This window comes from Streptomyces violaceorubidus (genome assembly GCF_000717995.1).
GTDB classification, from domain to species: Bacteria; Actinomycetota; Actinomycetes; order Streptomycetales; family Streptomycetaceae; genus Streptomyces; species Streptomyces violaceorubidus.
On the sequence record NZ_JODM01000039.1, the window covers coordinates 29,264 to 53,613 of the forward strand.

Sequence of the window (24,350 nt, forward strand, 5' to 3'; positions counted from 1 at the left end):
CGGTGCACCGACCTGGCCCGCCGCAGGCTCCCTTCACTCTCGCCACTCTGGGGGATACATGCTCACCACCCTGGTCCTGTGGGACATCGACCACACCCTGCTGGACAGCGGACCGGCCGGGCCGGCCGTCTACCCGCGTGCCTTCCGTGCCCTGACCGGATCGGCCCCAAAGGTCACCGTCCCGACCGAGGGCCGCACCGAACAGGCGATCATGGGCCAGCTGCTGGAAGCGCACGGCGTGCACGGCATCAGCGCGCCGGAGGCGGCCGCGGCGATGGTCACCGCCCTGCGTGAGTTGGACGACGAGCTGCGATCGGGAGGGCGGCGACTGCCCGGATCCTTCGAGGCGCTGACGGCTCTGCGTGCCGATCCAAGGGCCGCCCAGTCGCTGCTGACCGGCAACCTGCGGCCCAACGCCCACCGCAAGCTCGCGGCCTTCGGACTGGACCGCCTGGTCGACTTCGACGCCGGAGCCTACGGATCGGATCACCCGGTCCGTGCGCGGCTGGTCGCCGTGGCGCAGCGCCGGGCCAGTGACAGATACGGCAGGTGCTTCGGGGCTGACGACACCGTACTGGTGGGCGACACCCTGCGGGATGTCGCGGCAGCTGTCGAGGGCGGTGCGCGGGTGGTAGCGGTGGCGACCGGGGGCGACGGCGCCGAGGAACTGCTGGCTGCGGGAGCCGAGGCCGTCCTGCCCGACCTGCGGGACACGGACCGGGTGGTCGGAGCCATCCTGGGCGGGCCGGAGCGGGAGCCGGCCGTGCGGCGGGGGACACCGTGACGTCCGTCGAGGTGCCGCGTCCGGCCGGCCCCGTGGACGAGGCCCTGGTGTCGGTGATCGTACCGGCGCGTGACGCCGCGGACACGCTCGGCCGACAACTGGACGCGCTGGCGGTCCAGGACCACACCGGCCCCTGGGAGGTGATCGTGGTGGACGACGGTTCGTCCGACGGTACGGCGGCGGTGGCGGAGGCACACCGATCCGTACTGCCCGCTCTCCGCGTGGTGCGCGCCGACGGCGGTGGCGGCGTCAATGGGGCGCGCAATTTTGGGTGCAGGCACAGTGCCGGGACACTCCTGCTGTTCTGCGACGCCGACGACATCGTCGCCCCGACATGGATGTCCGCGATGGTCGCGGCGCTGGGCACGGCCGCGGCGGTGGGCGGAGCCCTGGAGCGGCACACCCTGAACGGTGCGGTGGCTCTCGCGGCCCGTCCGCCGGCGCCGGTTCCCTCGCTCGCCGACTCGTTCGCCTTCCTGCCCTACCCGTGGGGCGCCAACTGCGGCGTACGGAGGGAGGTCTGGGAGCGACTGGGCGGGTTCGATCCGGCGTTCACCTACGGGTCGGACGATGTCGAGTTCTTCTGGCGTGCCCAGTTGTCGGGCGCCGCTCTCGCCTTCGCGGCCGACGCCGTGGTCCTGTACCGCCTGCGTGACCGCGTACGTGACATGGCACGCCAGTACTACCGGTACGGGCGGTCGCATCCTCTGCTGTACCGCCGTTTCGCCGCCGACGGAATGCCCCGGTCCTCGTCCAAAGAGGCGCTCTGGGAATGGGCGAGGCTGCTGCTGCGAGCCGGTGCGGTGCTTGGTCCCGAAGCGGCGCGGGCCCGGTGGGCCGTCCGCGTCGCCCTGCGCGCCGGCCGGCTGCTGGGCAGCCTGCGCCACCGCACTCGTTATCTCTGAGCCGTCCCGGCCCTTCCGCGCAGTCGCCGGCGGGCCGGCCCTCCTGAGCAGTCCCCGAGCGGCCGCCGCTCCTGCGCCGCCCCCGATCACCCAGTCAGGGAGTATTCCTCATGAGCGCCCCTTCCCACGCTTCCCCGCTCTCGTCGGCAGCCGCTGATGCCCGCCCGGTGCTCGCCGTCGACATCGGTGGGACCAAGATCGCGACAGCGCTGGTCCATCCCGACGCTTCGGTGAGCCACCGCGTCGTCGTGCCGACGCCGGTGACGGGTGGCCGCGAGGAGGCACGGGCCGCGGTGACGGCGGCCGCGCTGGGCGTCCTGGAACACGCCGCCGCGGCCGGCGGCGTGCGCGGCGTCGGCATCGGGTCCGCGGGGCCGATCGACCCGGACGCCGGAACCATCAGCCCGGTCATGATTCCGGTCCTGCGTGACGCTCCCGTCCGGACGTGGGCCTCGGCGTGGGCTCCCGACGTCCCGGTGACCCTGACCGGGGACGGGACATGCATGGCTGTGGGCGAACACTGGGCCGGCGCCGGCCTCGGTACGCGGAACATGCTGGGCTGCACGGTGTCGACCGGCGTCGGCGGAGGACTGGTCCTGGACGGCCGTCCCTGGACCGGTCCATCGGCCAATGCCGGGCACATCGGACACGTGATCATCGATCCGGACGGGCCCGACTGCCCCTGCGGGAGCCGTGGTTGTCTGGAGCTGACCGCCAGCGGCACGGCGCTGCTGGCACGTGCGCGGGCGGCCGGCTGGAGTCGTCCGGGCGACGGAAGGACCGCCGCCGACCTCGCTGTCGCGGCACGCGCCGGCGATGCCCTGGCCGGTCGGATCTTCGCCGAGGCCGGACGAGCACTCGCCGCGGCCTTCACCTCCGTGAGCGCTGTGTGCGATCTCGACCTGATCGTGGTGGGCGGTGGCGTGGCCCAGGCGGGACGTCCGCTCTTCGACGCCATCGAGGCGGGGATGCGCGAGTTCGCGGGGCTGCCCTTCCTGCGCAAGACGGCCGTCCGCCCCGCCCGGCTCGGTGCGGACGCCGGACTCGTCGGCGCCGCCGCGTTCCTGCACCTTCCCCAGCGATATGCCGCCGCTGCGGCCGTTCCCACGCTCTGACGGCTCACCTCGGCCGCCTTGCCGCCGGCCCGCTTGCGACGTGCGGCGCCCACCGGTCGCAGACACGACCTGCCCCCCCCAGCCGGAAGGTCCCTCCGTGAACGACTCCACTCACCCCACCAGCAGTCCCGCCCCGGACGAACCGCCCGGCGCCCGGCCCCTCGACGCCCCGCCACCGGGCCCGACCCGCCTGCTGCGACGCGCCAGAACCGCGGTCTTCCTGCTCTTCTTCGCCAACGCACTGGCCTACGCCAACATCGTTCCGCGCCTGCCCGAGATCCGCGACCACGCCGGACTCTCCAACGCGGCACTCGGGACCGCCCTGGCCTGCATGCCGGTCGGTGCCCTGACCGCCGGACTTCTCGCAGGACCGTTGGGCGCCCGGGTCGGCAGCGGCCGCCTCGCCACGCTCTGCGCGTTCGTGTTCGCCCTCGCGGTACCGCTGGTCTCCTTCACGTCCGGGTGGTGGACGCTGGCCGGCTGCCTGTTCCTGCTCGGCGTGCTCGACGCCATCATGGACGCGTCGATGAACACCCATGGGCTGCGGGTGGAGCGCGGATACCGGAGATCGATCCTGAACAGCTTCCACGCGCTGTGGAGCGTGGGCGCGGTCGTCGGTGGACTGCTCTCGACCTTGCTCATCGGTTGCGCCGTCCCGCTGCGACCCCACCTCGTCGCGGTGGGCGTAATGCTCGCGCTGCTCGGCGCGGCGGTGTGGCCGCTCCTCCTGCCGGGCGGAGACGGAACGGCCACCGCCCACGAGCCGGCGCCCACCGGCTCCGCGTACCGTGCCGGGATCAGGGCGGCACTGCCGAGCCTGTTGATGCTCGGGCTGCTCCTGGTCACGTCGTCCGTCATCGAGGACACCCCGGCCTCGTGGGGCGCCGCTCTGCTGCAGGACGACTACCGGGCCTCCGACGCCACGGCCGGGTTCGCCTACATCGCCTTCCAGAGTGCGATGACCGCCGGCCGGTTCCTCGGCGACCGGGTGACCGACCGCCTCGGAACGGTGGCGGTGGCCCGCCTCAGCGGCGTGCTCGTGGCGCTGCCGGTGGCCTGCGCACTGCTGACCCACTCCGCCGCCGCGGTGATCGCTGCCTTCGCCTGCGCGGGACTCGGTGCCTCCACCCTCTTCCCGGCCGCGATACGGGCAGCAGGGAGGATCCCCGGCACACGCAGTTCCGACGGCGTCGCGATCGTCTCCTGGGTGGCCAGGGTCGGGTTCCTCGCCGCGCCTCCGGTGGTCGGGCTGCTGGGCGACCGGCTGAGCCTGCGGGCGGGCGTTTCGGTGATGGTCGCCGCCGGCCTGACGGTCCTGGCCCTGTCGAAGGTTTTGACCCCCGCGCGTGACATCACGGGATCCTGACCGGGAGCCCCGGCCAATCACGGCGCCACGACCGACCACGGCACGGCCTCCGGACGGCTCACCGCCCGCCCGGCGCACCCCGGCCCGGAGGACGAAACACCGGACGGCCGGGGCGCAGACCACCGTGAACACGGCAGCGGCTGCCGAGCCGGGCACCCGCGTCACGGTGCTCATCCCCGAGACCGGACCGAAGCAGCGGTGGCTGTGGTCGCTGTGGAACCGGCGGAGTGCCGTCGTCGCCCACGCCGTGCGACGTGACACCGACGCGGTGATCTGCCGACCGGGGTTCCGGCTGCCCCGACACCACGCACCGGCGCACCCCTGCCGTGACGTCGCCGAGGGGTGCGGACGTTCACTCGGTGCCCGCCGCTTCGCCGTGCGGCGCGGTGAGGAAGCGGGGAAGTTCCGCGTCGACGAGCCGCAGCAGGGCCGACACCGTCGCCCGCGGACGGCGCCGGGTCGCGGTGGCCAGGTACAGCGACCAGTGCATGGGGGTGTCCCGCACGGTGAGGACGGCCAGCCCTTCAGGAGCCGGACCGGCCACGAACGAGGGCAGGAAGGCGACGCCCAGCCCGTGGCGGACGAAAGAGGCGGTGGTGGCGATGTCGGTGGCTTCCAGGAGCACCCGGCGCTCCGACCCCGCGGCGGCGAAGGCGCGGTCCACCAGATCGCGGTTGCCGTAACCGACGGGCGAGTCGACGAAGGGCTCGTCCACCAGGGTCTGAAGTGCCACGGAACCGGAGCCGGCCAGCCGGTGCGCGGCGGGCACGATCAGCACCATCGGCGCGGTGGCCAGCTCCCGCACGTCCAGCCCCTCGGGGCGGTTGCCCGGCAGGGACGAGAAGGCGAGGTCGAGTTCACCCGTCAACAGATCGCGCACCAGTCCCGCGGAGCCTGCGGGCGAGGCGTGCAGGCGGAGCGTCACGTCGGGGTGCAGCGCGTGGTAGCGGCCCAGCAGGGCGGGAATGTCGAGCAGGCCGGCGGCGGCGACCCCGCCCGCCCGGAGCGTGCCCTGGAGCCGGCCACGCAGGCCGTGCACCGTGTCGTACGCCTCCTGCGCCGCGTCGAGGGTGGCCGTGGCCTTGGGCAGCAGCGCCGTCCCGGCCTCGGTGAGCAGCACGCCCTGGGGGGTGCGATCCAGCAGTTCGGCGCCCAGCTCGCGTTCCAGGGCACGGACGGCCGTCGAGACGGCCGACTGGACCACGTGCAGACGCCGGGCGGCCCGGGTGAAGCTCTCCTCTTCCGCCACGGCCACGAAGTAGCGCAGATGATGCAGTTCCACAGGTACGTGTCTATCACCCACGGAGATATGGCGTATCGCGAGGATACGTTGGACGCCCGGCCCGGAGAGGACGAGGCTTGAGGCATGTCACACCCTGTCGCAGCGCTCGGCCGCACCCCCGTCGATGTCCGCCCGCCCGAGGCCGCGCCTTCCCGGCGGAGCGCGGACCGCCACCGGGCGGCCCACACACGCGGATTCTGGTCCGTGGCCGTCGCCTTCACGGTCCTGATGGCCTTCGGCACCGCGCCGACTCCACTGTGGCCGCTGTACGCGGAGCGGGACGGCTTCGGCGCCACGACCGTCACCGTCGCCTTCGCGGTGCTCGTGCTGGGCGCGGTGGCCGGCTTCCTCGGCCTCGGGCACCTGTCGGACCGGCTCGGGCGCCGGCGGATCGTGGTGCCCGCCCTGGCGGTGGCAACCGTCGCCGCGCTGGTGCTCGTCGAGTGGACGACACTGGAGGGACTGCTGGTGGGCCGGTTCCTCGCCGGGGCCGGTATCGGGCTGATGGCGTCCACCGCCACGGCGTACCTGTACGACCTGCACCACCGCCGGCATCCGGACCGGCCGGACGCCGCACTGCCCGGCGTCGTCGCCTCGCTCGCCAATCTCGGCGGGCTGGCCCTCGGCCCCCTGGTCGCCGGCGTGATCGCGCAATGGGTCGGACATCCGCTCACCGTGGTCCAGTCGGGGTTCGCGCTGACATCCGTCCTCTGCCTGGTGACGGTGCTGGCCACACCGGAGACGGTGGAGCGCACGGGCGATGCCGGAAACCCGCCGCAGCGGTTCGGGCTGCGGCCCGGCACCGGGACGGTGTTCGGTGCGGCCGCCGCGCTGGCCGTCTTCTCCTTCGCGCTGTTCGGGCTGATCTCCTCGCTCGGGGCGGTCATCCTGGTGACCCGGCTCGGCATCACCTCGCACCTGGTGGCCGGTGTGGCGGCGTTCCTGATGTTCGGCGCGTCGGCGCTGGCCCAGCTGCTGCTGGGCAGGCTGGCGCCGCGTCCCATGTCCCTGCTGGGCGCCGCCCTGCTGCCGGCCGGACTGCTGCTGGTGACGGGATCCCTGTACCGGCCGGCGCTGTGGCTGTTCCTGCTCGCGGTGACCGTCGCCGGGGCGGGGGCGGGACTGCTGTTCAAGTGCGGGGTGGTGCGGGCCACCGAGGTGGCCCGGGAGAAGTCCCGGGCCGGGGTGCTCGCCATGTTCTTCGTCGCCGGATACCTGGGTATGGGCCTGCCGGCCGTCCTCTTCAGCGTGGCGAGCCGGCACGTCGGGCTCGGACCGGCGATGGTCGGCTTCGCCGGGGTGCTCTCGGTGGGGGCCGTGTCGGCGGTCGTCGTCGGCAACAACGCTGCCCGTGCGACGTGGCGTTGACCGGTCTGGGACGCCTCGCCGGTCGCGCGGTTTCGGGTCGAGGTCCTTAATTTGAGAACCTTTTAACGTCGAAACTCGTTTGCACACGTATCTCTTGTGCTGACAGGCCGCCAAAAGTTTTACTGCTCACATGATCAAGACTCTCAAGCGAACCTCCGCCGGGCTCCTGCTGGCCACCACCGCGGCCGCCGGCCTGCTCGCGGGAGGCGCCGCCTCGGCCTCGGCGGCTCCCGCCGCGCTGCACAACGACTTCGTCTCGTCCTACTACTCGAACAGCTGGGGCGTGTCCCCCTGGACCCTGTGTCAGGCGATGGAGAACCAGAAGAACAGCGAGACCTACGGAACCCCCGACCCCACGGGGGCAGAGAAGTACTACTGCTCCTGGGCCAGCGCCACCAAGGTCAACCTGTGGTGGGCCCATTACTGACAGTCCTACCTCTCAGTCGATGGGGTGCCCGGCCGACACCGGCCGGGCACCCCATCGGTGTTCAACACTCCCAGCTCGCCCTGCTCCGGTTGGGGCTGGTCAGTTACTCCATACACACCAGCTCACCCACCTACGTTTTGTCGTTCATACGTGTGAGGCTAGGATCCACATGTGTCTGATCGGACCTTCTCGCGCGACGCGGAGGGCCCGAGGGCTACAGCGGGAATCCCGTCCCGCCTGCGAACAGGAGACTGACTGTGCGAAACGAAGCGGTGACCTACGACTACGTCGTCGTCGGCGCTGGCACCGCCGGAAGTGTTGTGGCTTCGCGTCTCTCACAGGATCCGGACCTGCGGGTGCTCCTGCTGGAAGCGGGAGACGCGCAACCCTTGGAGCTGATGTCCGTCCCGGGGGCCTGGCCGGCGTTGATGGGCAGCACTGCGGACTGGGCCGGTGTGTCGACCGAGCAGAGTTTCAGTGGGGCGGTCATGCCGCTGCCGCGAGGACGCGCGCTCGGCGGCTCTTCCAGCATCAACGGGCTGAACTTCATGCGCGGCCACCGGTCGAGCTACGACCGCTGGCCGGCACTGGGTGCACCGGGGTGGGGCTTCGAGGACCTGCTGCCGTACTTCCGACGTAGCGAGACCGCCGCCGGTCGCGACGCCGCGGTGCGCGGACAGGAGGGTCCGCTCAGGGTCGGACCGCCGGCCGCACCCAATCCGGTCGTCGCCGCACTCGTCGAGGGTGCGGTCGAGGCAGGTCACCGTCGCGCTGACGACATCAGCAGTGGTCTGGAGACCGGATTCGGCTGGTGCGACAACACCATCGCCGACGGACAGCGGCAGAGCGCGGCCGACGCCTACCTGCCGCCCGCCGTCCGGAACCGCCCGAATCTTCAGATCGTGACAGGCGCGCTCGTCACGCGCCTTCGCCTGTCCGACGGCCGTTGCACAGGCGTCGACTACGTGGTCGGTGACGTGCGGCACACTGCGCGGAGCACACGTGAGGTCGTTCTCGCTGCCGGCGCGATCGGTACCCCCCACTTGCTCATGGTTTCGGGCATCGGTCCTCGGGACCACCTCCTCGACGTGGGCGTCGAGCCGGTGCTGGACCTGCCGGGTGTGGGGGCCAACCTCCAGGACCACGCCATGTCGACCCTGACCTACGCCGCGCGGCAGCCCGTGCCCCCGTGCCCCGTCAACCCGCCCGGCGAGGGCGTCGGACTCGTCCGCGTCGACCCCGGGGCGGAAGGCCCGGACCTGCAGATCCTCTTCGTCAGCCTGCCGTACCGGGCTCCGTCCCTGCCCGGTCCCGAGAGCGGGTACACGATCGGCTTCTCGGTCATGGCACCCCACAGCCGCGGTTCGGTGCGGCTCGCTTCACCGGACCCGACGGTGGCTCCGCTGGTGGACCCCAACTACCTCGGCGACGAGCGCGACGTCACCACGATGATGGCCGGGTTGCGCATCGCCCGGGAGATCGGCGAGGCCCCCGCACTCGCTCCGTGGCGCGGGGAGGAGGCGCAGCCCGGTCCCGACGTGCGCGACGGTGACGCCGTCCGGGACTTCCTGCGACGCGGGCTGCTCGCGTACTTCCACTACAGCGGCACGTGCCGTATCGGGTCCGACGACATGGCGGTTGTCGACCCGGACCTGCTGGTGCGGGGTATCGGCGGCCTGCGGATCGCCGACGCGTCGGTCATGCCTGCCATCGTCAGCGCCAACACCAACGCCACGGTGTACGCCATCGCGGAGCGTGCCTCCGATCTGCTGACGAAGTGACCCTCGGCTGACAGCGGCCGCCAAACCGCCCGTCCGGACCGGTCGGCGGTCCGGACGGGCGGTCTGCGAATCGGCTTCCCGCCGGGCGGTCGGTGACGCGCGGCGGTCGCTGATCAGCAGCTGCGTCGTCCGACCCTCTTCGCACGGGCAGGCTCAGGCGAGGGCGTCGATCGTACGGATCTCGTCGTCCGTCAGCCGCAGGTCCTGAGCGGCGAGGTTCTCCCGCAGATGGCTGAGTGTGGTGGTGGCGGGAATCGGCAGCATCGTCGGTGAGACGGCGAGGAGCCAGGCCAGTGCGACCTGCGGGACGGTCGCCCCGTGGGCGTCCGCGATGGCGGTCAGTGCGGTGGCGACCGTGTCGCTCCCCCTGGTGTCGGTCGGGTCACCGGGCGTGGTGAGGGACACGGGCTGCCAGGGTACGAACACCGCCCCCGCCGCCCCCGCCGCATCGAGCAGCGGGCGCTCCTGACGTGCGACGACGTTGTAGTGCGCGGTCACCGCGGCGATCTCGGTGATGTTCCTGGCCTCCCGCAGCTGCTCCACCGACACGTTCGACAGCCCGATGTTCCTGATCATTCCCTCGTCGCGCAGCTGTGCGAGCGTGCCGACCTGCTCGGCGAAGGAGGCATCCTTCGCCCACCCGCTGTGCAGGTAGTACAGGTCGATGCGCTCCACACCCAGGCGCCGGGCACTGAGGTGGACGGACTGCCGCAGGTACTGCGGGTTGCCGACGAATCCGATCGTCGACTGCTCGGGGCCGCTGCGGACCAGACCGCCCTTGGTGGCGATGACCAGGTGCTCCGGGTAGGGGTGCAGCGCCTCGCGGATCAGCGTTTCGGTCGTGTGGGGCCCGTAGACGTCGGCCGTGTCGATCAAGTCGACGCCGGCGTCCACCGCCTGACGCAGGAAGGACTTGCCGGCCTCGCGGTCGGGGTACTCGCCGTAGAGTCCCTCCCCGGTCAGGCGCATGGAGCCGTATCCGATGCGGCCCACCGTCAGGTCGGAGCCCAGGGGGATCTTCGTACGCGCGGTCGTGTCCGCGCTCGTGTGCTCGGTCATGGTGGTGCGACCTCTTTCGTCGGGAGAACTCGGCGTGTCGAGCCCCAGGGAGTGTGCCGTGGAGCCGTGGAGACACGGGTCGGCGGCACCGCGGTCCCGAGAGCCCAGTGTTCAACCTCGACGCGGCCCGAGAAAACATGTGTGAGGGGCAGAAATCTTCCGAGGCAGCGGCGTACCCTCCTGGGATCGAGTTCCGGTCGGCACCCGTCCAGATACGTTGGATACCGTGGCCGTTTCGGTACGTGCCGGTCGACGCCGCGGGCCCTAGCATGTCCGCATGACGTTCAGTGAACATGTATTAACGCGACGTGGTGTCCTGATGGCCGGAATCGGCAGCCTGGGTGCCGCCGCCCTGGCCCCGGCCCAGCAGGCAGGCGCTGTCCCGTCGCAGCAAGGCGCCCCGGCCGCGGTGGACGGCACCAGGGCCCTCCAACTCACCGCCGGCACGAACGCGTCCGTGATCGTGTCCCCGGACGGGCGCCGACTCGTCATGGAAGTGCAGGGCATTCTGTGGTCCCTGCCCCGGGAGGGCGGATCGGCGACGGCGCTGACCCCGGTCGATCTGGAACCCACGCGAGCCGCGTGGTCGCCGGACGGCTCCCGGATCGCGGTGTGCGCCTACCGGGGCGGCGGCTTCCACCTGTGGACGATGCGGCCCGACGGCACGGAACTGCGGCAGTTGACGTCCGGACCCTGGGACGACCGCGGTGCGGCCTGGTCCCCGGACGGCACCCGCGTCGCGTTCGCGTCCGAACGGGGCGGGGACCCCGTCACCGGCAGCTCCTACTCGATCTGGACCGTCGACGTCCGAACCAGCGAGCTGACCCGGCTCACGCAGGAGCCGGGCACCGAGGACTACGACCCCGCCTGGCACCCGGACGGCGACGAACTGGTCTTCGTCCGAGCCGACAAGGGTACCGGCGCCGGACGCACCCTCGCCTCCGTACCCGCCCGGGGCGGAGAGGTGACGGTGCTGCGCACGGTGGACAGCGGCGTTCTGGCCGGCCCTGCCCTCGGCCCGGCCGGCCAGATCGCCTACGTGCACGTCGGCGACGCCGTCATCCCGGCCGACGCGGCCGCCGCCACCCTGTTGGTCGACGGCGAACCGGTGACCGACGGGGAGGACGTCTCCCCCCTCCCGCCGTCCTGGGGCGCGGACGGACGGCTCTACTACGTCGCCGACGGACAACTGCGGGTGCGGCGGCCCGGCCGGTCGGCCCCGCAGGACGTCGCGGAGCACATCCCGTTCACCGCCTCCCTGAACGTGCCCGTGCTTTCCTACCCCGAGAAGCGCTACGAGTTCGACTCGACGGCCGCGCGTCCGGTACGAGGCATCCACCTGCCGGTGCTCTCCCCGAACGGCGCGTCCGTCGCGTTCGCCGCCCTGAACGCGCTGTGGGTCATGCCGATCGGCCGTCGTCCCCGCAAGCTCGTCCAGGCCGATCCGGCCGCCTACGTCCAGATGCCCTCCTGGGCACCGGACGGACGCAGCCTCCTCTACTCCTACGAAGGCGGCCCCGAGGGCAACGGACTGATCGCCGTCCACCGCTACTGGCTCGATGAGGACCGGGACGAGATCGTCGCGGGCGGCGGACGTCTGAACCCCGCGCTCTCCCCCGACGGCACCCGGCTCGCCTGCCAGGACATCACCGGCAGCCTGCTGCTCAAGGACCTGGCGAGCGGGACCGAGAAGGTACTCGTCACCCCCCTCGGCGCGAACGGGCTGCCCAGCAGGCCGACATGGTCGCCCGACGGCCGCTACGTCGCCTTCTGCGACCGCAACCGCCTCAACCAGCGGTTCCGTGAGGGCTACAACCTCATCCGCGTGGTCGACACCGAGACCGGCCGATGGACGGCCCACCAGCCTCTCGCGCACGCCTCACTCTCCGACCGGGGCAACGCGGGCCCGGTGTGGGCTCCCGACGGCTCGGCGATGGCGTTCGTCATGGAGTCCGCGCTGTGGATCCTTCCGGTCCACGCGGACGGTTCCCCCGCGGGCGAGGCCCGGCGCGTCACGGACAGGGCGGCCGACCACCCCTCGTGGTCCGGGGATTCACGGACCCTGCTCTACGAGGCGGCGGGCACCCTCCGGCTCGTGAACCGCGACGGCACCCAGGACCGCGCCCTGCCCGTCCCGTTGTCCTACCGCCGTCGGCTGCCCTCCCGCTCCAACGCCACCCGGGTGCACGCCGGACGGCTGTGGGACGGCACGGGCGACACGGTCCTGGAGGACGTCGACATCGTCGTCCGCGGCAACCGCATCGCCGCCGTGGAACCCCACCGGGCGGGCGCTCCGGCCGGCGAGCGACTCGTCGACGCCTCCGCCCTCACCGTCATCCCGGGGCTGTGGGACTCGCACACCCACCCCTGGCAGTACACCTACGGCGGCCGGCAGAGCAGTCTCATGCTCGCCTACGGCGTCACGACCAACGTGTCGCTGGGCGGCTTCGCCCACGAAGCCGTCAGGATCAGGGAGGCCGTCCAGTCGGGCCACATGAGGGGACCGCGCCTGTTCGCCACCGGTGAGCTGATCGACGGCAGCCGCGTCGCCTACAGCATGGGCAGGGCGCACCGCACGCGTGACGGCGTCCGGCGCTCCCTGGAACGAGCCACGGCACTCGACTACGACTTCGTCAAGACGTACGTCCGTGCCTGCGCCGGGACCATGCGCGAAGCGGCCCGCACCGCGCACGAGGACCTCGGCGTACGGTCCGGCAGCCACTTCCTGTCACCCGGCATCGGCGTCGGACAGGACCTCACCACCCACCTGGCCGCCACCCAGCGCACCGAGTACGGACACGCCCACTCGCCGACGGGCCACTCCTACCAGGACGTCCTGGAGACCTACCGGGGTGGTGACTTCAAGCTCGTCCTCACCCCCTTCACGGCCATCGCCCTCCTCGGCGCCGCCCCCGAGCTGGCCGAGGATCCCCGGGTCACCACGCTCATGCCACCGTGGGACACCGCGCTCGTCGACCACTACGCGGCGGCTCCACCGACGGAGTCGGCACTGCGGGCCGTCGCCGAGGAGATGGCCGTCTACCGGCGCATCCAAGACCAGGGCGGCACGCTCGCCCTCGGCACCGACGCGCCGCTTGCGCCGATCGGCCTCCATGTCCACCTGGGACTGCGCGCGTTGCGATCCCACGGGTTCTCCGCGGCACAGGCCCTGCGCACCGCCACCGTCGTGCCTGCCCGTCTGTTCGGCGTGGCGGACGACCTGGGCACCGTGGAGCCCGACAAGGTCGCCGATCTGACAGCCGTCGACGGCAACCCCTTCGAGGACTTCGACGATCTGATCCGCACCACCTGGGCCATGCGCGACGGCATCGTCCACCGACAGGACGACCTCGTCGGTGCGTACGCCGCGACCGCGCGACAGCCGCGGGCGGTGGACCCCACCGACTGGCTCGACGTCAGCCGCCGGCTGCGCCGGGAACCGTGCTGCGCGGAACGCCTCTTCGACATGTAGTCGGAGCACCCACTCGGAATGGAGAGGAGCGAACAAATCTCGCCACGGATCGGCTTGTTCGGGTCAGTAACACGTCATAAGATCTCGTTCTGTCCACAGCGGTCACACAGATCATCACTGGATGAGATGGGGGAACTTCTCGATGCAGACACGCAGGTTCATATCAGCGGTGGCAGTTCTGGCCGCCGGCCTCGGAGCGGCGATCGTTCCGGCCGGCTCGGCGTCGGCCGCGATCGGTACGGGGCGGATCCAGCTCTGCTCGCAGGGCAATTACGCCTCGCGGTGGTTCTACGAGAACGCGCAGTACGGCAACGCGTACGCCGGCTGGGTCAATCCAGGTGAGTGCCAGACGCTCACCGTGCCGAACTACGGCAACCTGTGGAAGTTCTCCGTCCAGGGGCACTACAACACGTCGGACGACACCTTCATGATGCCCACCGCCGGCAACGGCGCCGAGGTGTGGATGAGTTCCACGACCTCGGGACGGAAGTTCGCTTCACTCGGCACGACGGCTGCGAACAGCCACTACTGGATCGAATACCCCAACGACTGACGGGCTGTTCCCGGGCAATGTGGCCGGGCGGCCACAGGTCCGGTGCGCAGCAGGAGGTACAGGGAGCGGGGGACGTCGACGACGTCCCCCGGCTTTTTGGAACCAGAACACGTTGAGATGGGTCGCTCCCGCCTGCATGCCGCCGATGTCAACGAACCGCTCGGCAGCCAGTGGACAGGCACCCGCACGCCCTTCGTCGGCTCGGTCAACCGGACCCGTGCCAGTACCGCCGACCCTGATCTCCTCGACGTGCGCCGCCGGGCGGGTCATCTGTCGATGGGAGAAGACGTACACCCGCTGCATCGACGCCGGAATGGCACGGGTGCGGCGCCCCCGCATCCCTGATCACCAAACAGCCCAGGGCGGTTCGGGAACCGGCCGGAGCCCACACACGGCACTCGTCGAGAGGCTGGCACTACGGGCTCCTCAGGCCTGGGAGACCTTGGGGGAACCACCGTTCGTCATCGATCACGACCGGCGACGGTGCACGGCGGGAAGGTGTTCCGCAGGCGGCGTCGTACGGCAGTGCCGGTCGCTTGGCCGTCGTGCGGCCCCCGTTCCAAGTCATATGACTGATGCAGACCCTGGCTGCGCCTGTGAGAGTCGGGGCAGCGGCATCAGGCGCTGTCAGGGGCGCCGGGTTTCCTGTGTCGCCACGTGCGGGGCTGCCGCCTGCCGCGCGGCGCTCGACGGATACCGGCGCCGTTGGGGCGGCACATACTGGGCTGGGGGAAGGAACGTGCGTGATGACATCGGTTGCCGACGGCGGGGGAAGCGTGTTCGGCATGGTGACGGAGCCTGTCTGGGCCGTCGACGCCGACCACCTGGTGTGCTACGCGAATCCCGCGGCCGCCGCGGCGCTCGGCCACGGCCGTCCGGCTGACCTGCTGGGCCGCGACGGCCGTCCGGTCACCGCGACCGACGAGCACCCGGAGCCGGGGGAACTGACCGGCCCGGTGCGGGGCGAGGGCATGCTTGCCCGACTCGACGGTTCGCTGCTGCCCGTCGAGTGGACCCTGACACCGTGGAACGGCCCGGAGGGCGGGACGGCACTGTACGTCTTCCGGTTTCTTCCGGTGCCGCTCCCCGTCGGCGGCGGAGCGGGGGAGGGCAACCGGTCGTCGGGGCTGCTCGCACACCGGCAGACGGAACGCCAACGCCGGTACGCCATGACTCTTCAGCACGGTGTCCAGGAGCGCATGGTCAGAGCCCTGCTCGGGCTGAGCCTGGCCAGGCAGGAGCTGGGCACCGCCCCCTCCGGCGCGCTCGACCTCCTCCACGACACGGCCCGTGACCTGGAGGAGGCGCTCGCCGGAGTCCGGGAGGTCACCGACGCGCTCAGTCCCGGTGCCCTGCGCGTCGGAGGGCTGTCGGCGGCCCTCACCGCCCTCGCGCGCCGCTGCCCGGTGCCCTTGGGCTTCTCGGGCATGCCGGCCAAGCGGCTCCCCGACCTGGTCGAGGCCCATCTGTACCTGCTGGTCGTCGAGGCCGTCGAACGGGCCGTCGCACACGGTCGGGCCGGTCGTGTCGAGGTGAGCGCCGCCATCGGCGCCAGTGCGGTGGTCACCGTTCAGGACGACGGCGCACCGCCCGTCCAGGCGGAGGACCTCGCGGCGTTGGCCGCGCTGACCGAGCGGGCCGCGATTCTCGGCGGCACCCTGACCGTCACCCACGCCCCGGACACCGGCACCACGATCACGGCGGTCGTCCCGCTCTGAGCGGTCGTACCGCACGGTTGCCGTCCACCCATGGCGACCGGCACGTGTGTGCTCGTCCGGGGCCGGGTCAGTAGTAAATCGGCCCCTTGATCCCGCCGCCCACGGCGATCGTGTCGCCGTTGATCGCCACGCTGAGCGGGCTGGCCAGGAAGGCGACGACAGCCGCCACCTCGTGGGGTTCGACGGGCCTGCCGATGCCCACCGTGGCGGCGTACCGCTCCTCCAGTTCCGTACGGCTGACACCCGCGGCCGACGCCTGACGATCCAGGTTGTTCAGCCAGGTGAGCGTCCTGGTGGCACCGGGCTGGACGGAGACGACGTTGACCCCCCGGGGGCCGAGTTCGTCCGCGAGGTTCTTCGACATGGCGACCACGGCAGCATTGCGCACCGAGCCGGTCACCGACCCGGATTGCCGCGCCGCCAGTCCGCCGATGTTGATGATCCTGCCCCAGCCACGCTCGGCCATCCCGGGGGCGAAGGCGTGGACGCAGCGGAGATAGCCGCGGACCTTGACGTTGATCTCGTCCTCCAGGGCGGAGTCGGGGAACGCTCCTGGATTGGTGGTGGCGGCGTTGTTCACGAGGATGTCCACCTCGCCGAGCCGCTCTCGCACGGCCCTGGCCATCTCGGTCACCGAAGCGTCCACCCCGGTGTCCGCGGGGACCGCGATGATCTCTGCGCCGGTCTCCGCGCGCAGCCGCGCCGCCTGCTCCTCGGCATGGCCGGCGGAACGGGCGACCAGGGCGACTGACGCCCCCTCAGCCGCCAGCGCCCGGCCGATCGCGAAACCGATACCCCGGCTGCCGCCGGTCACCACTGCTCGTCGGCCCTCGAGTCGAAGATCCACGGCTCCTCCGGTCATGTCGATGCACATGTGTCTGCTCACATGTAGAGACACATCCTACGTATCTCTGTCCAGCCGCGGTCCGGGTGGCCACCAGAGTTCTTGACCGCGACTGAAACGCACAGACCGGTACGGCACCGGTCACGACGTTCTGCGACGCCGCGGTCGGCGGCACTGCCGACATCGAGCGCGTTCTCGATGAGCGCGTCTCGATGTGGCACTCACTGTCGCCGTGGCCGACGGCATCGCTCTCTCCCGGCCGCCTACCGTTCACTCGCGGCGGCAGCCCGGCCCCGGCGGTGGACGAGACGCGATGACCGCGGGCGGCGCCCCGTGCGGCTCGGGAGAGGGCAGGACAGCAGGCACGTCACTCACCGACACCTCAGCTCACCGAGTCAGCCGCTCCTGTTGCGGGGCCAGGTGGCGGTGGAGCCACAGGAGGGTGCGGCAGAGGTGGTCGGTGGTTTCCGGGAAGTCGCGTACTCCGTGGCCCTGGGCGGGGTAGAGGACCAGTTCGGTCTCGACACCGGCGTGCAGCAGTGCCTGGTGCGCTTCGACGGCCTGCTGGGGTGGGGTGGACTTGTCGAGCAGGCCCGCGGTCACCAAGGTGGGCGTACGGTTGCGCGTCATGGTGAACAGCGGACTCTGGTGGACGTAGGCGCTGTTCGCGGCATGGGGGCTGTCCTGCAGGAACAGTTCGTCGAAGCGGGGGATGTTGGACGTGTAGTGCTGGCTGCTCCAGTCGCTCACGGGGGACACCGCGATCGCGGCTGCGAGGCGCCGGTCGACGGTGGGCAGGAACAGGCTCACGACGGCGCCGTAGCTGGTGCCGGTCACGGCGATCCGCGTGGGGTCGGCCACGCCTCGGTCGACGAGGTGGTCGATCCCGCTCAGCAGGTCCTGTACCGGTGCGCCGAGCATGTCCCCGACGGCCGAGCGGGTGAAGGCCTCCCCGCGGCCGTGGCTGCCACGCGGGTTGGGATGCAGTACGGCGTACCCCTCCGATGCCAGCAGGGGTGCGAGCGGATAGCGGTCCGAGTTGGAGACGCCCCAGCAGTTGCGCCACGACGACACCGGTCCGCCGTGGACGTTGACGACCAGCGGATACGGCGGCGGGCCGTCGGGGACGACGAGCAGGCCCTCAATCCGTTGACCGTCAAAGGAGGTCCAGGAGACCTCCTCCATCCTCCCGGACCGGTCCCGCACGAAGGCCGTGCCCTCGTGAGCCGGGTCGAAGACGGTACGCGTCTTCGCCTCCGTGACGGTGACCAGACGCGGCCACGTCTCGTAGGACTCGAGGAAGCCGTGGAAGCGGCCCGCCGTGTCGGTACGTATCTGCGGGGTCCAGCCGTGGAAGGTCTGGTTCGTCGACCGGACCTGGGTGACGGCCGCCATCTCCGGATCTATTCGTCCGATGACGGTCACCAGTCCGCGCAGTCCCGCGTATCCGAGGTGTCCCTCTGCGGGGAAGTGGAGCGACGACACGTCCACTCCTTGCGTGTCGAGGGGTACCGCGTTCCCTTCCGGGTCCAGGAGGATCACATCTCCCGCCACCACTCCGCGGTCGCTGCAGGTCGCCTCGATCACGGCGCTCCGGCCACCGGCCCAGACCGGCGAGGCCAACTGGCGGCCCTGTGGCGGGACATAGAGGCAGGTGGCTGCCGCCGACGGAAGTTCTATACGCGTCAGCTGGGGGTCGTACCAGCCAGACTCACCAGGCTGTGCCGAACAGACGGCCAGAGCGGCGTCCGGACCGGCCCAGCACATCTCCCAGACGTTGAGGCCGGCCGGAGTGACGTTGTGTACGGAACCGCTGTGCCGGTCCACGACGTAGCACTGACGACGCCGTTCCGGCTCAGAGGTGAAGACAAGGGGTTCCCATTGCGACGGCGCGGCAGACACACGTCCCGCCGCGCTGTAACACGCGGACTGGTCAGCGGCCAGCACGACGAGCACCCGTCGGCCGTCCGCCGAGACATGGAGCTGCTCGACGGACCCGGGCAGAGTCGGTCCTTCGGACCAGACTTCTCCGGCGAGGTCGAACCAGGTGAGACGGCCCTGTGCAGCGACGGCCACGACACCAGGACCGCACGAGACGCGATCTGCCCGCACGTCGTACTCCAGGCAAGCCCCGTCGCTGGTGGCGATCACACACAGAACACGGTGACTTCGACCGTCCAGACCGGAGAGGACAGTGCCGACCGCCGCCACGTGCAGGCCGTCGGGGGTCACGTCCCACTGATCGATACGTGTGACACGGCCGAAGCCAGGTCCCTCGGCCCGCTCCAGCCAGTCCACCACCCGGTCCCGGACGGCTTGCTCCGCCATGGTGTTCTGTTTCTCCTCAATCATCCTCTCAGCATGTCACGCGATGTCTGCGGACTTGGCACACGTTCGGACCAGGCCGGGTGACCGCTCAAGGAGCCCGGCCAGTCGAGGCCGTGTTCCCCAGCGCGTCTGACGACGGCACGGATGGGTGACACTGACCTGGCTTGCTGAGAGGCGGCCTGGAAGGATGTCGCAGTGCCGAAGCGGTATCCGGCGAAGTCCCGCGACAGCGTCGCGCGGGTCGCGCGCAACCACCGGCCCGGCCTCCTCGAGGCGGACCGGCGTGAGGTCGAGCAGGCGGTCGCGAAGCCGGCCGGCACGCTGCGGTCGAAGCCGGGGTAGTCGTCCAGCTCTATGACCGCGGCGTACGTGAAGTCGGCGCGAGGGCGGACCGCCTCGGCGGCCGCCGTATGCCTACTGCCAGCGCTCGGTGTAGGGATCAGTGGTGGTGCCCATCGCGCCCCACTTGCTGCCGGGCGTGTCCTGGTTGAATCCGCCAGGAAGGGGCACAACCGTGGTGATGTTGAAGTGCGCGTGGCTGACGTTGTAGAAGCCGCCGATGGTGTACGGCCCGGTGCCCGAGATGTCGAAGGTCTGGCACTGGCCGGGGTTCACCACGTAGGAGTGGGCACCGGTCGACCAGGTGATGTCGGCGCTGTAGTTGCCCTGGGCGCACAGCTGCACGCGGTGGTTGCTGATCGCCGCCGAGGCAGGGGAGCCGATAGCGACAACGGCTGCGGAGGCCGCGAGAAGGGCGCCCAGCGCGCTGGTCGTACGTCGTCCCGGCTTGAACTTCTTGGGCATGAACTGCTCCGCTTCCTGGGTTACTTGCTGGTGGTCGCCATGCCGGATGAGGCATGTCACCCAGGGAACGGAATATGCCCTCAGGAGGTTCAGTCAGCCCCGTGGGCAACGGAGTTTGTCTGCGCGGCTCGACCTCTGGCCTTGACCACGGCTGACGCGCCTGCGTCTCCCCGGCCGTCATGAGCCCGGGACGGCGCCCGCACCGGACGCCACCGCTGGACCATGCGGAAGGCCGGAATCCACACGTCTTCCGTGACTGGCAGGGTGCCCTGACACCGGACTGATCCGCGATCCAGTCCTTCACACCGCAGAGGTGGGCCGCTGCTCCACACGGGTGCGGACCAGTGCCCCGTCATCGCCGTGGCCCCGGTAGAGACGGGGCCGGGCCCACAGGGTGCGTGTCGACAGGCCCTCGACGAGCCCGGCCAGGGTCTCGTTGCCCGCGGCGGGGACGACGACTTGGTGGAAGGCGAGGTCGTGATCGAGCAGACGCTCCGGGTCGTCGGTGGCCGCCATCGCGGTCATGTGCTCGGCGGCCACCGTCCTGGACGACCGGCGGTGGGTGGAGTGGCGTGGCGGCCCGGCACACGATTTCCATGCTGCCTGACCGTCCGCCTCTTTCGCACGGTGGAGCGTGACACGGACACGGACACGGACACGGACATCGCCTGAGCACCTGCCCGTACGGTGCTCGACACGCCGCGTGCCTGGATCACCTCGGCTGCATCGCGCCGTGTTTGACGCATGCGACCGTGCGCCGCTCGGACGGTGTGCCGTGACGCGCGACGCATCCGCGGCCGGCTCGTCGCCGTCGCCCGGCCGCCTTCGGACCACGCAGGACCCGGTCTCTCTGCCGCTCCTCGTCGCCTGCCGCACATGTCACTCCTGTTCTACCGGCGGTAGAATCGGTCGCATGAGCAAGCCGACGAGTATCAAGACAAGTGAGGACGTGCGCGACCGGCTGCGGGTCCTGGCAGAGGAAAGGGGCACGACGATCACTGAACTGCTGGAGGAGCTCGCCTCCCGCGAGCTCACGCGGGCGGAACGGGAGGAGCGCGCCGCCGAGGCGGCCCGCGAGCTCGGCGTCGAGTACAGCGAGCAGGTTCGGCAGGCCGGCCAGGACGCCTGGGCGAAGATCCGCGCGCATCAGGGTGGCGCCGCCGCGTGAACGTGACGGCTGTCCTGGACCACACCGCGCTGTCCGCCCTGTTCCGGGCCGACCCCTTCTTCACCGGCCTCTACATCGAGGCCTCACGCGGCACCGGCCGCGTCGTCCTCCCCTCCCTGGCCGTCGTGGCCGCCGAACGGGAGGCCGCCGGCGCCGGCCGGCACGCGGCGTCCCTGCGGTTCGCAGAGCACGTCCCCTTCACCGCCGCCCACGCAGTCGACACGATGGGCTGGCCCGACACGGACTGGCCCATCGCTCACACGGCGGTGATCGCCTGGCACGCGATCAAGGCAGGCGAGCCGCTCACCGTCCTGTCGCTCCGGCCCGACCTGTACGCGGGTACCGGCATCACTCCGCTGAACCCTGCCTGACCTGCGCCGCTCCACTGCCCGGTAGGGACGTGTGCCTGCTGTGCGGCGACTGGACGGCGTCGACGGCCGAGGCTGCGCTGCCGGCCGTCGAGCCACCGGCTCCATCGGCCCCGATGACGGTGCCCCGGCCGCCGACATGCGTCGCCTGCCCGCGACCGGCACGGGCCTCCCCAAACGCACACCAGCCCCGTGAACCGCAACTTCACGATGCCGACGGCCACCGGAGTCCGGCGTCCGTCCCTGAACGGCCGACCAAGGTATAGAAGTTCGTCACGGGCCCCGACTTCCGGCAGCCATGGCTCACCGACTTTTCGCCGAAGTTCCACCGCCGCCCAGGCCATAGCTTCGTCACGTGCGCCGCCCCACCGGGCCCGGCAGCGGTGAGACCGGGTCTGAGCCGGGGTCGCCGCACACGGAGCGCGGCCCGCCGCTGACCCCTCACAGGAGGAACGCAGGCCAGCACGTCATGACCTACTCCACACAAGACGGGCAAGTCCCCGAAGCCCTCGCTGTCGAGGCCCGCGGGCTGGGCAGGTACTACCGGCGCGGGTGGGCGCTGCGCGACGCCTCCTTCAGGCTGCCCGCCGGACGGATGGCCGCGCTCGTCGGCCCGAACGGGGCGGGCAAGACGACCCTGCTGGACGGTGACGGGGCTGTGCCTGGCGCTCGCCGGCGTGCTCGTCGCCCTGTCCGCATGGTGGGTCCGCGGCGGGTTCGGCATCCGACGGCGCCCGGCCCCCGCCGAAAAGCGCTGACAAGGGCCCTCGCAGGCCTTCGCCCCGCCCGGGGCGCTCTCGGGTCCCGGGGTGGGGCTCAGACGAGTCCCGCGCGATACACGACCAGGGCGATTTGCACCCTGTTGTTCAGATCGAGCTTGGTGAGTATGTGCGACACATGTGCCTTCACCGTGGGCAGGCTCATGTAGCACGCCGCCGCGATCTGGGCGTTGGTCAGTCCGCGAGCGACCTCCAGAGCGACTTCCCGCTCACGCTCGCCCAACCGGTCCAGCAGCTCGACGGCCTCCTTCTGTTCACGGTCTGTGTCGGCGACGGTCTGCTGTACCGGGTCGGCCACCGTGGCGATGAGCTGTTGTACGGCCTCCTTGGACAGCACCGGCTCACCGGCCAGCACATTGCGTACGGCCTCGATGATCTGTGGCGGAGGGGTGTGCTTGAGGAGGTAACCGGCGGCGCCCGCCCGCAGGGCCCGCAGAATGTACCCGTCGGTCGTGAAGGTGGTGAGGATCAGCACCTGCGTCGGCTCCGGGCGTCGGCGCAGTAGTTCAGTGGTGGCCAGGCCGTCCAGCCCCGGCATACGGATGTCCATCAGCACGAGATCGGGCCGGTGCCGGGCGACCAGCTCGACGACCTCGCTGCCGTCGGTGGCTTCGGCGACCACCTGCATGTCGGGTGCCGCGGACAGCATCAGACGCAGGCCGGAGCGCACCAGCGGGTCGTCGTCGACGATCATCAGGCGGTTCAACGCTTCCACGGCAACCACACCTCCAACCGGAAGACACCAGCGTCGCGGTCCTGGCGCATCCGCCCACCGGCCAGCTGCGCCCGCTCCGCCATCCCGACCAGCCCCTGGCCGGGCACCGCGCGGCGCGGGCCGGGCGAGGCGTCGAGGGCGTTGGACGCGGTCACGGTCAGTCCGTCGGCCCGCCCGCCGGCCAGGGCCAGCCGCAGGACCGAGCGGGGTGCGTGTTTGCGGTGGTTGGTCAGGATCTCCTGCACGATGCGGTACCCGGTGCGTGAGCTGATGTCGTCCAGTGTGCTCATCTCCTCGAGCCGCTCGCTGAACTCCACCCGCATCCCCGCCTCCCGGGTCTCCTCGACGAGCCCGGTCACCTCGCGCAGCGTCGGCTGGGGCGGCTCGACCCGCGCCGTGACGGCAGGCGTGCGCAGGACCTGGAGGATGTCCTGCAGGTCCTCGAGAGCGCGGCCGGCGCTCTCCACGATCACTCCGGTCGCCTCCCTCACCTGTTCCGGGGACGGATCCGGATGGTAGGAGAGCGCCCCGGCGTGCATGCTCAGCAGTGTCAGCCGGTGAGCCAGGACGTCGTGCATTTCGCGGGCGATCTCCTCGCGCACCCGTCGCCTGGCCAGCTCCACGCGTGTCTCGGCGTCCGCTGCCGCACGTGCGGCACGTGCACGCCGGTCGGCCGCGACCATGCCCCAGCCGGTCGCCGTCCCCACCAGCGCGGCTCCCGCCACGAGATCTGCGACCCCGTGCAGGCCCGACTGCACCGTGCGTACGAACTGGACGGCCACCGGCAGCATCGCGAGTCCGCTCACCCAGGCAGTGACGCGCGCCGAACAGCGATCGGCCACCGTGTACAGCCCCACCAGGAGCGGTACCACCACGGGCCACGCCACGGTCAGTGCGGTCGTCGCCACCGTCAGTGCGACCGGGCGCCGACGCCGCCACACCAGCGCCGCACACACCAACAGCGCCACGCTGCCGCCCGAAGGGCTCCGTGACAGACCCTGCGGAAGTACGGCGTTCACCGCCGCGCCGCTGGTCAGCTGCGGATAGACAGGCAGTCCCAGTACCTGGAGGCGGGCGGCCAGCACGGTCAGGGCCCCGGCGACGGCCGCCAGGCCCACATCCACGACCAACGGGGGCACCTCCCGGATCCGCCGAGCACTGATCACGTCGGCCACTGTAGAATGCCGACCATCCGGTTACCAACCGCCCGGCACGAGCGGCTCGACTTCCGCACCAAAGTATGGGTACGGCCTCCGCGTCCCTGCTTTGGTCTGCGGACGGGGCATCCGACAGCCGATTCGGCCGGGGATGGCCCGCTCCTGGCCTTCCGCGTATGGACCTCAAACACAGCTCCAGGCAATTCTTTGAAGCCGGTCCCGGGCGGGCGCTGTGCGCCCTTCTCGTGTGGCACTCACTGAGCCTCTTTCATCCTGTGCTGGTGGGTGAAATGGGCTGGTCAGCGGGTGTGGTGACGAGACAGGGCCCCTTGTCGTTGGCGTGGTGATCTCACTCAT

At 71.0% G+C, this 24,350-nt stretch carries 21 protein-coding genes and 1 pseudogene; 14 read left to right on the plus strand and 8 right to left on the minus strand.

Going from position 1 to position 24,350, the window contains the following annotated elements:
• Positions 1-58 precede the first annotated feature (58 nt).
• From IE94_RS0131015 to IE94_RS0131030, 4 genes are all read left to right on the plus strand, one after another.
• Positions 59-784 (plus strand): HAD family hydrolase, encoded by a 726-nt coding sequence (locus tag IE94_RS0131015; RefSeq protein ID WP_030190921.1) that lies wholly within the window; start codon positions 59-61, stop codon positions 782-784.
• Positions 781-1,689: a glycosyltransferase family 2 protein gene (locus IE94_RS0131020; RefSeq protein ID WP_051777766.1), complete on the plus strand. Its 909-nt coding sequence runs from the start codon at positions 781-783 to the stop codon at positions 1,687-1,689. Before IE94_RS0131015 ends, IE94_RS0131020 begins: the two co-directional genes overlap by 4 nt.
• Before the next feature lie 110 nt (positions 1,690-1,799).
• Positions 1,800-2,804 (plus strand): ROK family protein, encoded by a 1,005-nt coding sequence (locus IE94_RS0131025; RefSeq protein WP_051777768.1) that lies wholly within the window; start codon positions 1,800-1,802, stop codon positions 2,802-2,804.
• A gap of 97 nt (positions 2,805-2,901) precedes the next feature.
• Positions 2,902-4,170 (plus strand): MFS transporter, encoded by a 1,269-nt coding sequence (locus IE94_RS0131030; protein WP_051777771.1) that lies wholly within the window; start codon positions 2,902-2,904, stop codon positions 4,168-4,170.
• A gap of 352 nt (positions 4,171-4,522) precedes the next feature.
• Here the strand turns inward: IE94_RS0131030 and IE94_RS0131035 are convergent, their stop codons facing one another.
• Positions 4,523-5,452: a LysR family transcriptional regulator gene (locus IE94_RS0131035; protein WP_051777773.1), complete on the minus strand. Its 930-nt coding sequence runs from the start codon at positions 5,450-5,452 to the stop codon at positions 4,523-4,525.
• Positions 5,453-5,536: 84 nt separating this feature from the next.
• On the opposite strand from IE94_RS0131035, the gene IE94_RS0131045 reads away from it, so the two are divergent.
• From IE94_RS0131045 to IE94_RS0131055, 3 genes are all read left to right on the plus strand, one after another.
• Positions 5,537-6,820, plus strand: coding sequence for an MFS transporter (locus IE94_RS0131045; protein ID WP_245235348.1), 1,284 nt, complete (start codon positions 5,537-5,539; stop codon positions 6,818-6,820).
• Between the two features lie 130 nt (positions 6,821-6,950).
• Positions 6,951-7,247 (plus strand): hypothetical protein, encoded by a 297-nt coding sequence (locus IE94_RS0131050; RefSeq protein WP_030190936.1) that lies wholly within the window; start codon positions 6,951-6,953, stop codon positions 7,245-7,247.
• Positions 7,248-7,519: 272 nt separating this feature from the next.
• The gene (locus IE94_RS0131055) at positions 7,520-9,028 is read left to right on the plus strand and encodes a GMC family oxidoreductase (protein ID WP_030190940.1); all 1,509 of its coding nucleotides are present in this window, start codon (positions 7,520-7,522) and stop codon (positions 9,026-9,028) included.
• Positions 9,029-9,181: 153 nt separating this feature from the next.
• Here the strand turns inward: IE94_RS0131055 and IE94_RS0131060 are convergent, their stop codons facing one another.
• Complete coding sequence (locus tag IE94_RS0131060; protein ID WP_037924038.1) at positions 9,182-10,087, minus strand: aldo/keto reductase; 906 nt, start codon at positions 10,085-10,087, stop codon at positions 9,182-9,184.
• 319 nt (positions 10,088-10,406) lie between these two features.
• On the opposite strand from IE94_RS0131060, the gene IE94_RS0131065 reads away from it, so the two are divergent.
• The 3 genes from IE94_RS0131065 to IE94_RS39600 all read left to right on the plus strand — a co-directional run bounded on the left by IE94_RS0131065 (position 10,407) and on the right by IE94_RS39600 (position 15,830).
• Entirely contained in the window at positions 10,407-13,559 is a 3,153-nt protein-coding gene (locus IE94_RS0131065) for a DPP IV N-terminal domain-containing protein (protein ID WP_245235349.1), read from the plus strand.
• A 169-nt stretch (positions 13,560-13,728) separates the two neighbouring features.
• Positions 13,729-14,112 (plus strand): hypothetical protein, encoded by a 384-nt coding sequence (locus IE94_RS0131070; RefSeq protein WP_030190947.1) that lies wholly within the window; start codon positions 13,729-13,731, stop codon positions 14,110-14,112.
• Positions 14,113-14,858: 746 nt separating this feature from the next.
• Positions 14,859-15,830, plus strand: a complete 972-nt coding sequence (locus tag IE94_RS39600) for a PAS domain-containing sensor histidine kinase (protein ID WP_030190950.1) — start codon at positions 14,859-14,861, stop codon at positions 15,828-15,830.
• Between the two features lie 67 nt (positions 15,831-15,897).
• On the opposite strand, the gene IE94_RS0131080 is transcribed toward IE94_RS39600, so the two are convergent.
• Complete coding sequence (locus IE94_RS0131080) at positions 15,898-16,677, minus strand: SDR family NAD(P)-dependent oxidoreductase (protein WP_030190952.1); 780 nt, start codon at positions 16,675-16,677, stop codon at positions 15,898-15,900.
• A gap of 384 nt (positions 16,678-17,061) precedes the next feature.
• Complete coding sequence (locus IE94_RS38530; protein WP_078606624.1) at positions 17,062-19,026, minus strand: alpha/beta hydrolase family protein; 1,965 nt, start codon at positions 19,024-19,026, stop codon at positions 17,062-17,064.
• 171 nt (positions 19,027-19,197) lie between these two features.
• Here IE94_RS38530 and IE94_RS40080 point away from each other — a divergent pair, with 171 nt between their 5' ends.
• A complete protein-coding gene (locus IE94_RS40080; RefSeq protein WP_157849409.1) occupies positions 19,198-19,344 on the plus strand; it encodes a hypothetical protein in 147 nt (48 codons plus the stop codon).
• Positions 19,345-19,416: 72 nt separating this feature from the next.
• On the opposite strand, the gene IE94_RS0131095 is transcribed toward IE94_RS40080, so the two are convergent.
• On the minus strand, positions 19,417-19,806 hold the full coding sequence (locus IE94_RS0131095) for a hypothetical protein (protein WP_030190956.1): 390 nt from the start codon (positions 19,804-19,806) through the stop codon (positions 19,417-19,419).
• 300 nt (positions 19,807-20,106) lie between these two features.
• Positions 20,107-20,331 (minus strand): FCD domain-containing protein, encoded by a 225-nt coding sequence (locus IE94_RS42025; protein ID WP_106978099.1) that lies wholly within the window; start codon positions 20,329-20,331, stop codon positions 20,107-20,109.
• A gap of 388 nt (positions 20,332-20,719) precedes the next feature.
• Between IE94_RS42025 and IE94_RS0131105 the strand changes: the two genes are divergently transcribed.
• The 3 genes and pseudogenes from IE94_RS0131105 to IE94_RS38535 all read left to right on the plus strand — a co-directional run.
• Positions 20,720-20,974 carry a hypothetical protein gene (locus tag IE94_RS0131105; protein ID WP_030190958.1) on the plus strand — a complete coding sequence of 85 codons (255 nt, stop codon included), beginning with the start codon at positions 20,720-20,722 and terminating at the stop codon, positions 20,972-20,974.
• Positions 20,971-21,345 (plus strand): PIN domain-containing protein, encoded by a 375-nt coding sequence (locus tag IE94_RS0131110; protein WP_030190959.1) that lies wholly within the window; start codon positions 20,971-20,973, stop codon positions 21,343-21,345. The genes IE94_RS0131105 and IE94_RS0131110 overlap by 4 nt, the downstream gene beginning before the upstream one ends.
• Before the next feature lie 466 nt (positions 21,346-21,811).
• Positions 21,812-21,985: pseudogene (locus tag IE94_RS38535) on the plus strand (ATP-binding cassette domain-containing protein); the annotation flags it as partial.
• A gap of 173 nt (positions 21,986-22,158) precedes the next feature.
• On the opposite strand, the gene IE94_RS0131115 reads toward IE94_RS38535, so the two are convergent.
• Together IE94_RS0131115 and IE94_RS0131120 are read right to left on the minus strand one after the other, a co-directional pair.
• Positions 22,159-22,815: a response regulator transcription factor gene (locus IE94_RS0131115; protein ID WP_037924070.1), complete on the minus strand. Its 657-nt coding sequence runs from the start codon at positions 22,813-22,815 to the stop codon at positions 22,159-22,161.
• A gap of 8 nt (positions 22,816-22,823) precedes the next feature.
• A complete protein-coding gene (locus tag IE94_RS0131120) occupies positions 22,824-24,002 on the minus strand; it encodes a sensor histidine kinase (protein WP_078606628.1) in 1,179 nt (392 codons plus the stop codon).
• Between the last annotated feature and the right edge of the window lie 348 nt (positions 24,003-24,350).

What these genes read in the sequence shown, in the direction of transcription:
- IE94_RS0131015 (WP_030190921.1), top strand. Translation starts at nt 59, where the DNA reads ATGCTCACCACCCTGGTCCTGTGGGACATCGACCACACCCTGCTGGAC.
- IE94_RS0131025 (WP_051777768.1), top strand. Translation starts at nt 1,800, where the DNA reads ATGAGCGCCCCTTCCCACGCTTCCCCGCTCTCGTCGGCAGCCGCTGAT.
- IE94_RS0131045 (WP_245235348.1), top strand. Translation starts at nt 5,537, where the DNA reads ATGTCACACCCTGTCGCAGCGCTCGGCCGCACCCCCGTCGATGTCCGC.
- IE94_RS0131050 (WP_030190936.1), top strand. Translation starts at nt 6,951, where the DNA reads ATGATCAAGACTCTCAAGCGAACCTCCGCCGGGCTCCTGCTGGCCACC.
- IE94_RS0131060 (WP_037924038.1), bottom strand. Translation starts at nt 10,087, where the DNA reads ATGACCGAGCACACGAGCGCGGACACGACCGCGCGTACGAAGATCCCC.
- IE94_RS0131065 (WP_245235349.1), top strand. Translation starts at nt 10,407, where the DNA reads ATGGCCGGAATCGGCAGCCTGGGTGCCGCCGCCCTGGCCCCGGCCCAG.
- IE94_RS39600 (WP_030190950.1), top strand. Translation starts at nt 14,859, where the DNA reads ATGACATCGGTTGCCGACGGCGGGGGAAGCGTGTTCGGCATGGTGACG.
- IE94_RS38530 (WP_078606624.1), bottom strand. Translation starts at nt 19,026, where the DNA reads ATGATTGAGGAGAAACAGAACACCATGGCGGAGCAAGCCGTCCGGGAC.
- IE94_RS0131095 (WP_030190956.1), bottom strand. Translation starts at nt 19,806, where the DNA reads ATGCCCAAGAAGTTCAAGCCGGGACGACGTACGACCAGCGCGCTGGGC.
- IE94_RS42025 (WP_106978099.1), bottom strand. Translation starts at nt 20,331, where the DNA reads ATGACCGCGATGGCGGCCACCGACGACCCGGAGCGTCTGCTCGATCAC.
- IE94_RS0131105 (WP_030190958.1), top strand. Translation starts at nt 20,720, where the DNA reads ATGAGCAAGCCGACGAGTATCAAGACAAGTGAGGACGTGCGCGACCGG.
- IE94_RS0131115 (WP_037924070.1), bottom strand. Translation starts at nt 22,815, where the DNA reads ATGATCGTCGACGACGACCCGCTGGTGCGCTCCGGCCTGCGTCTGATG.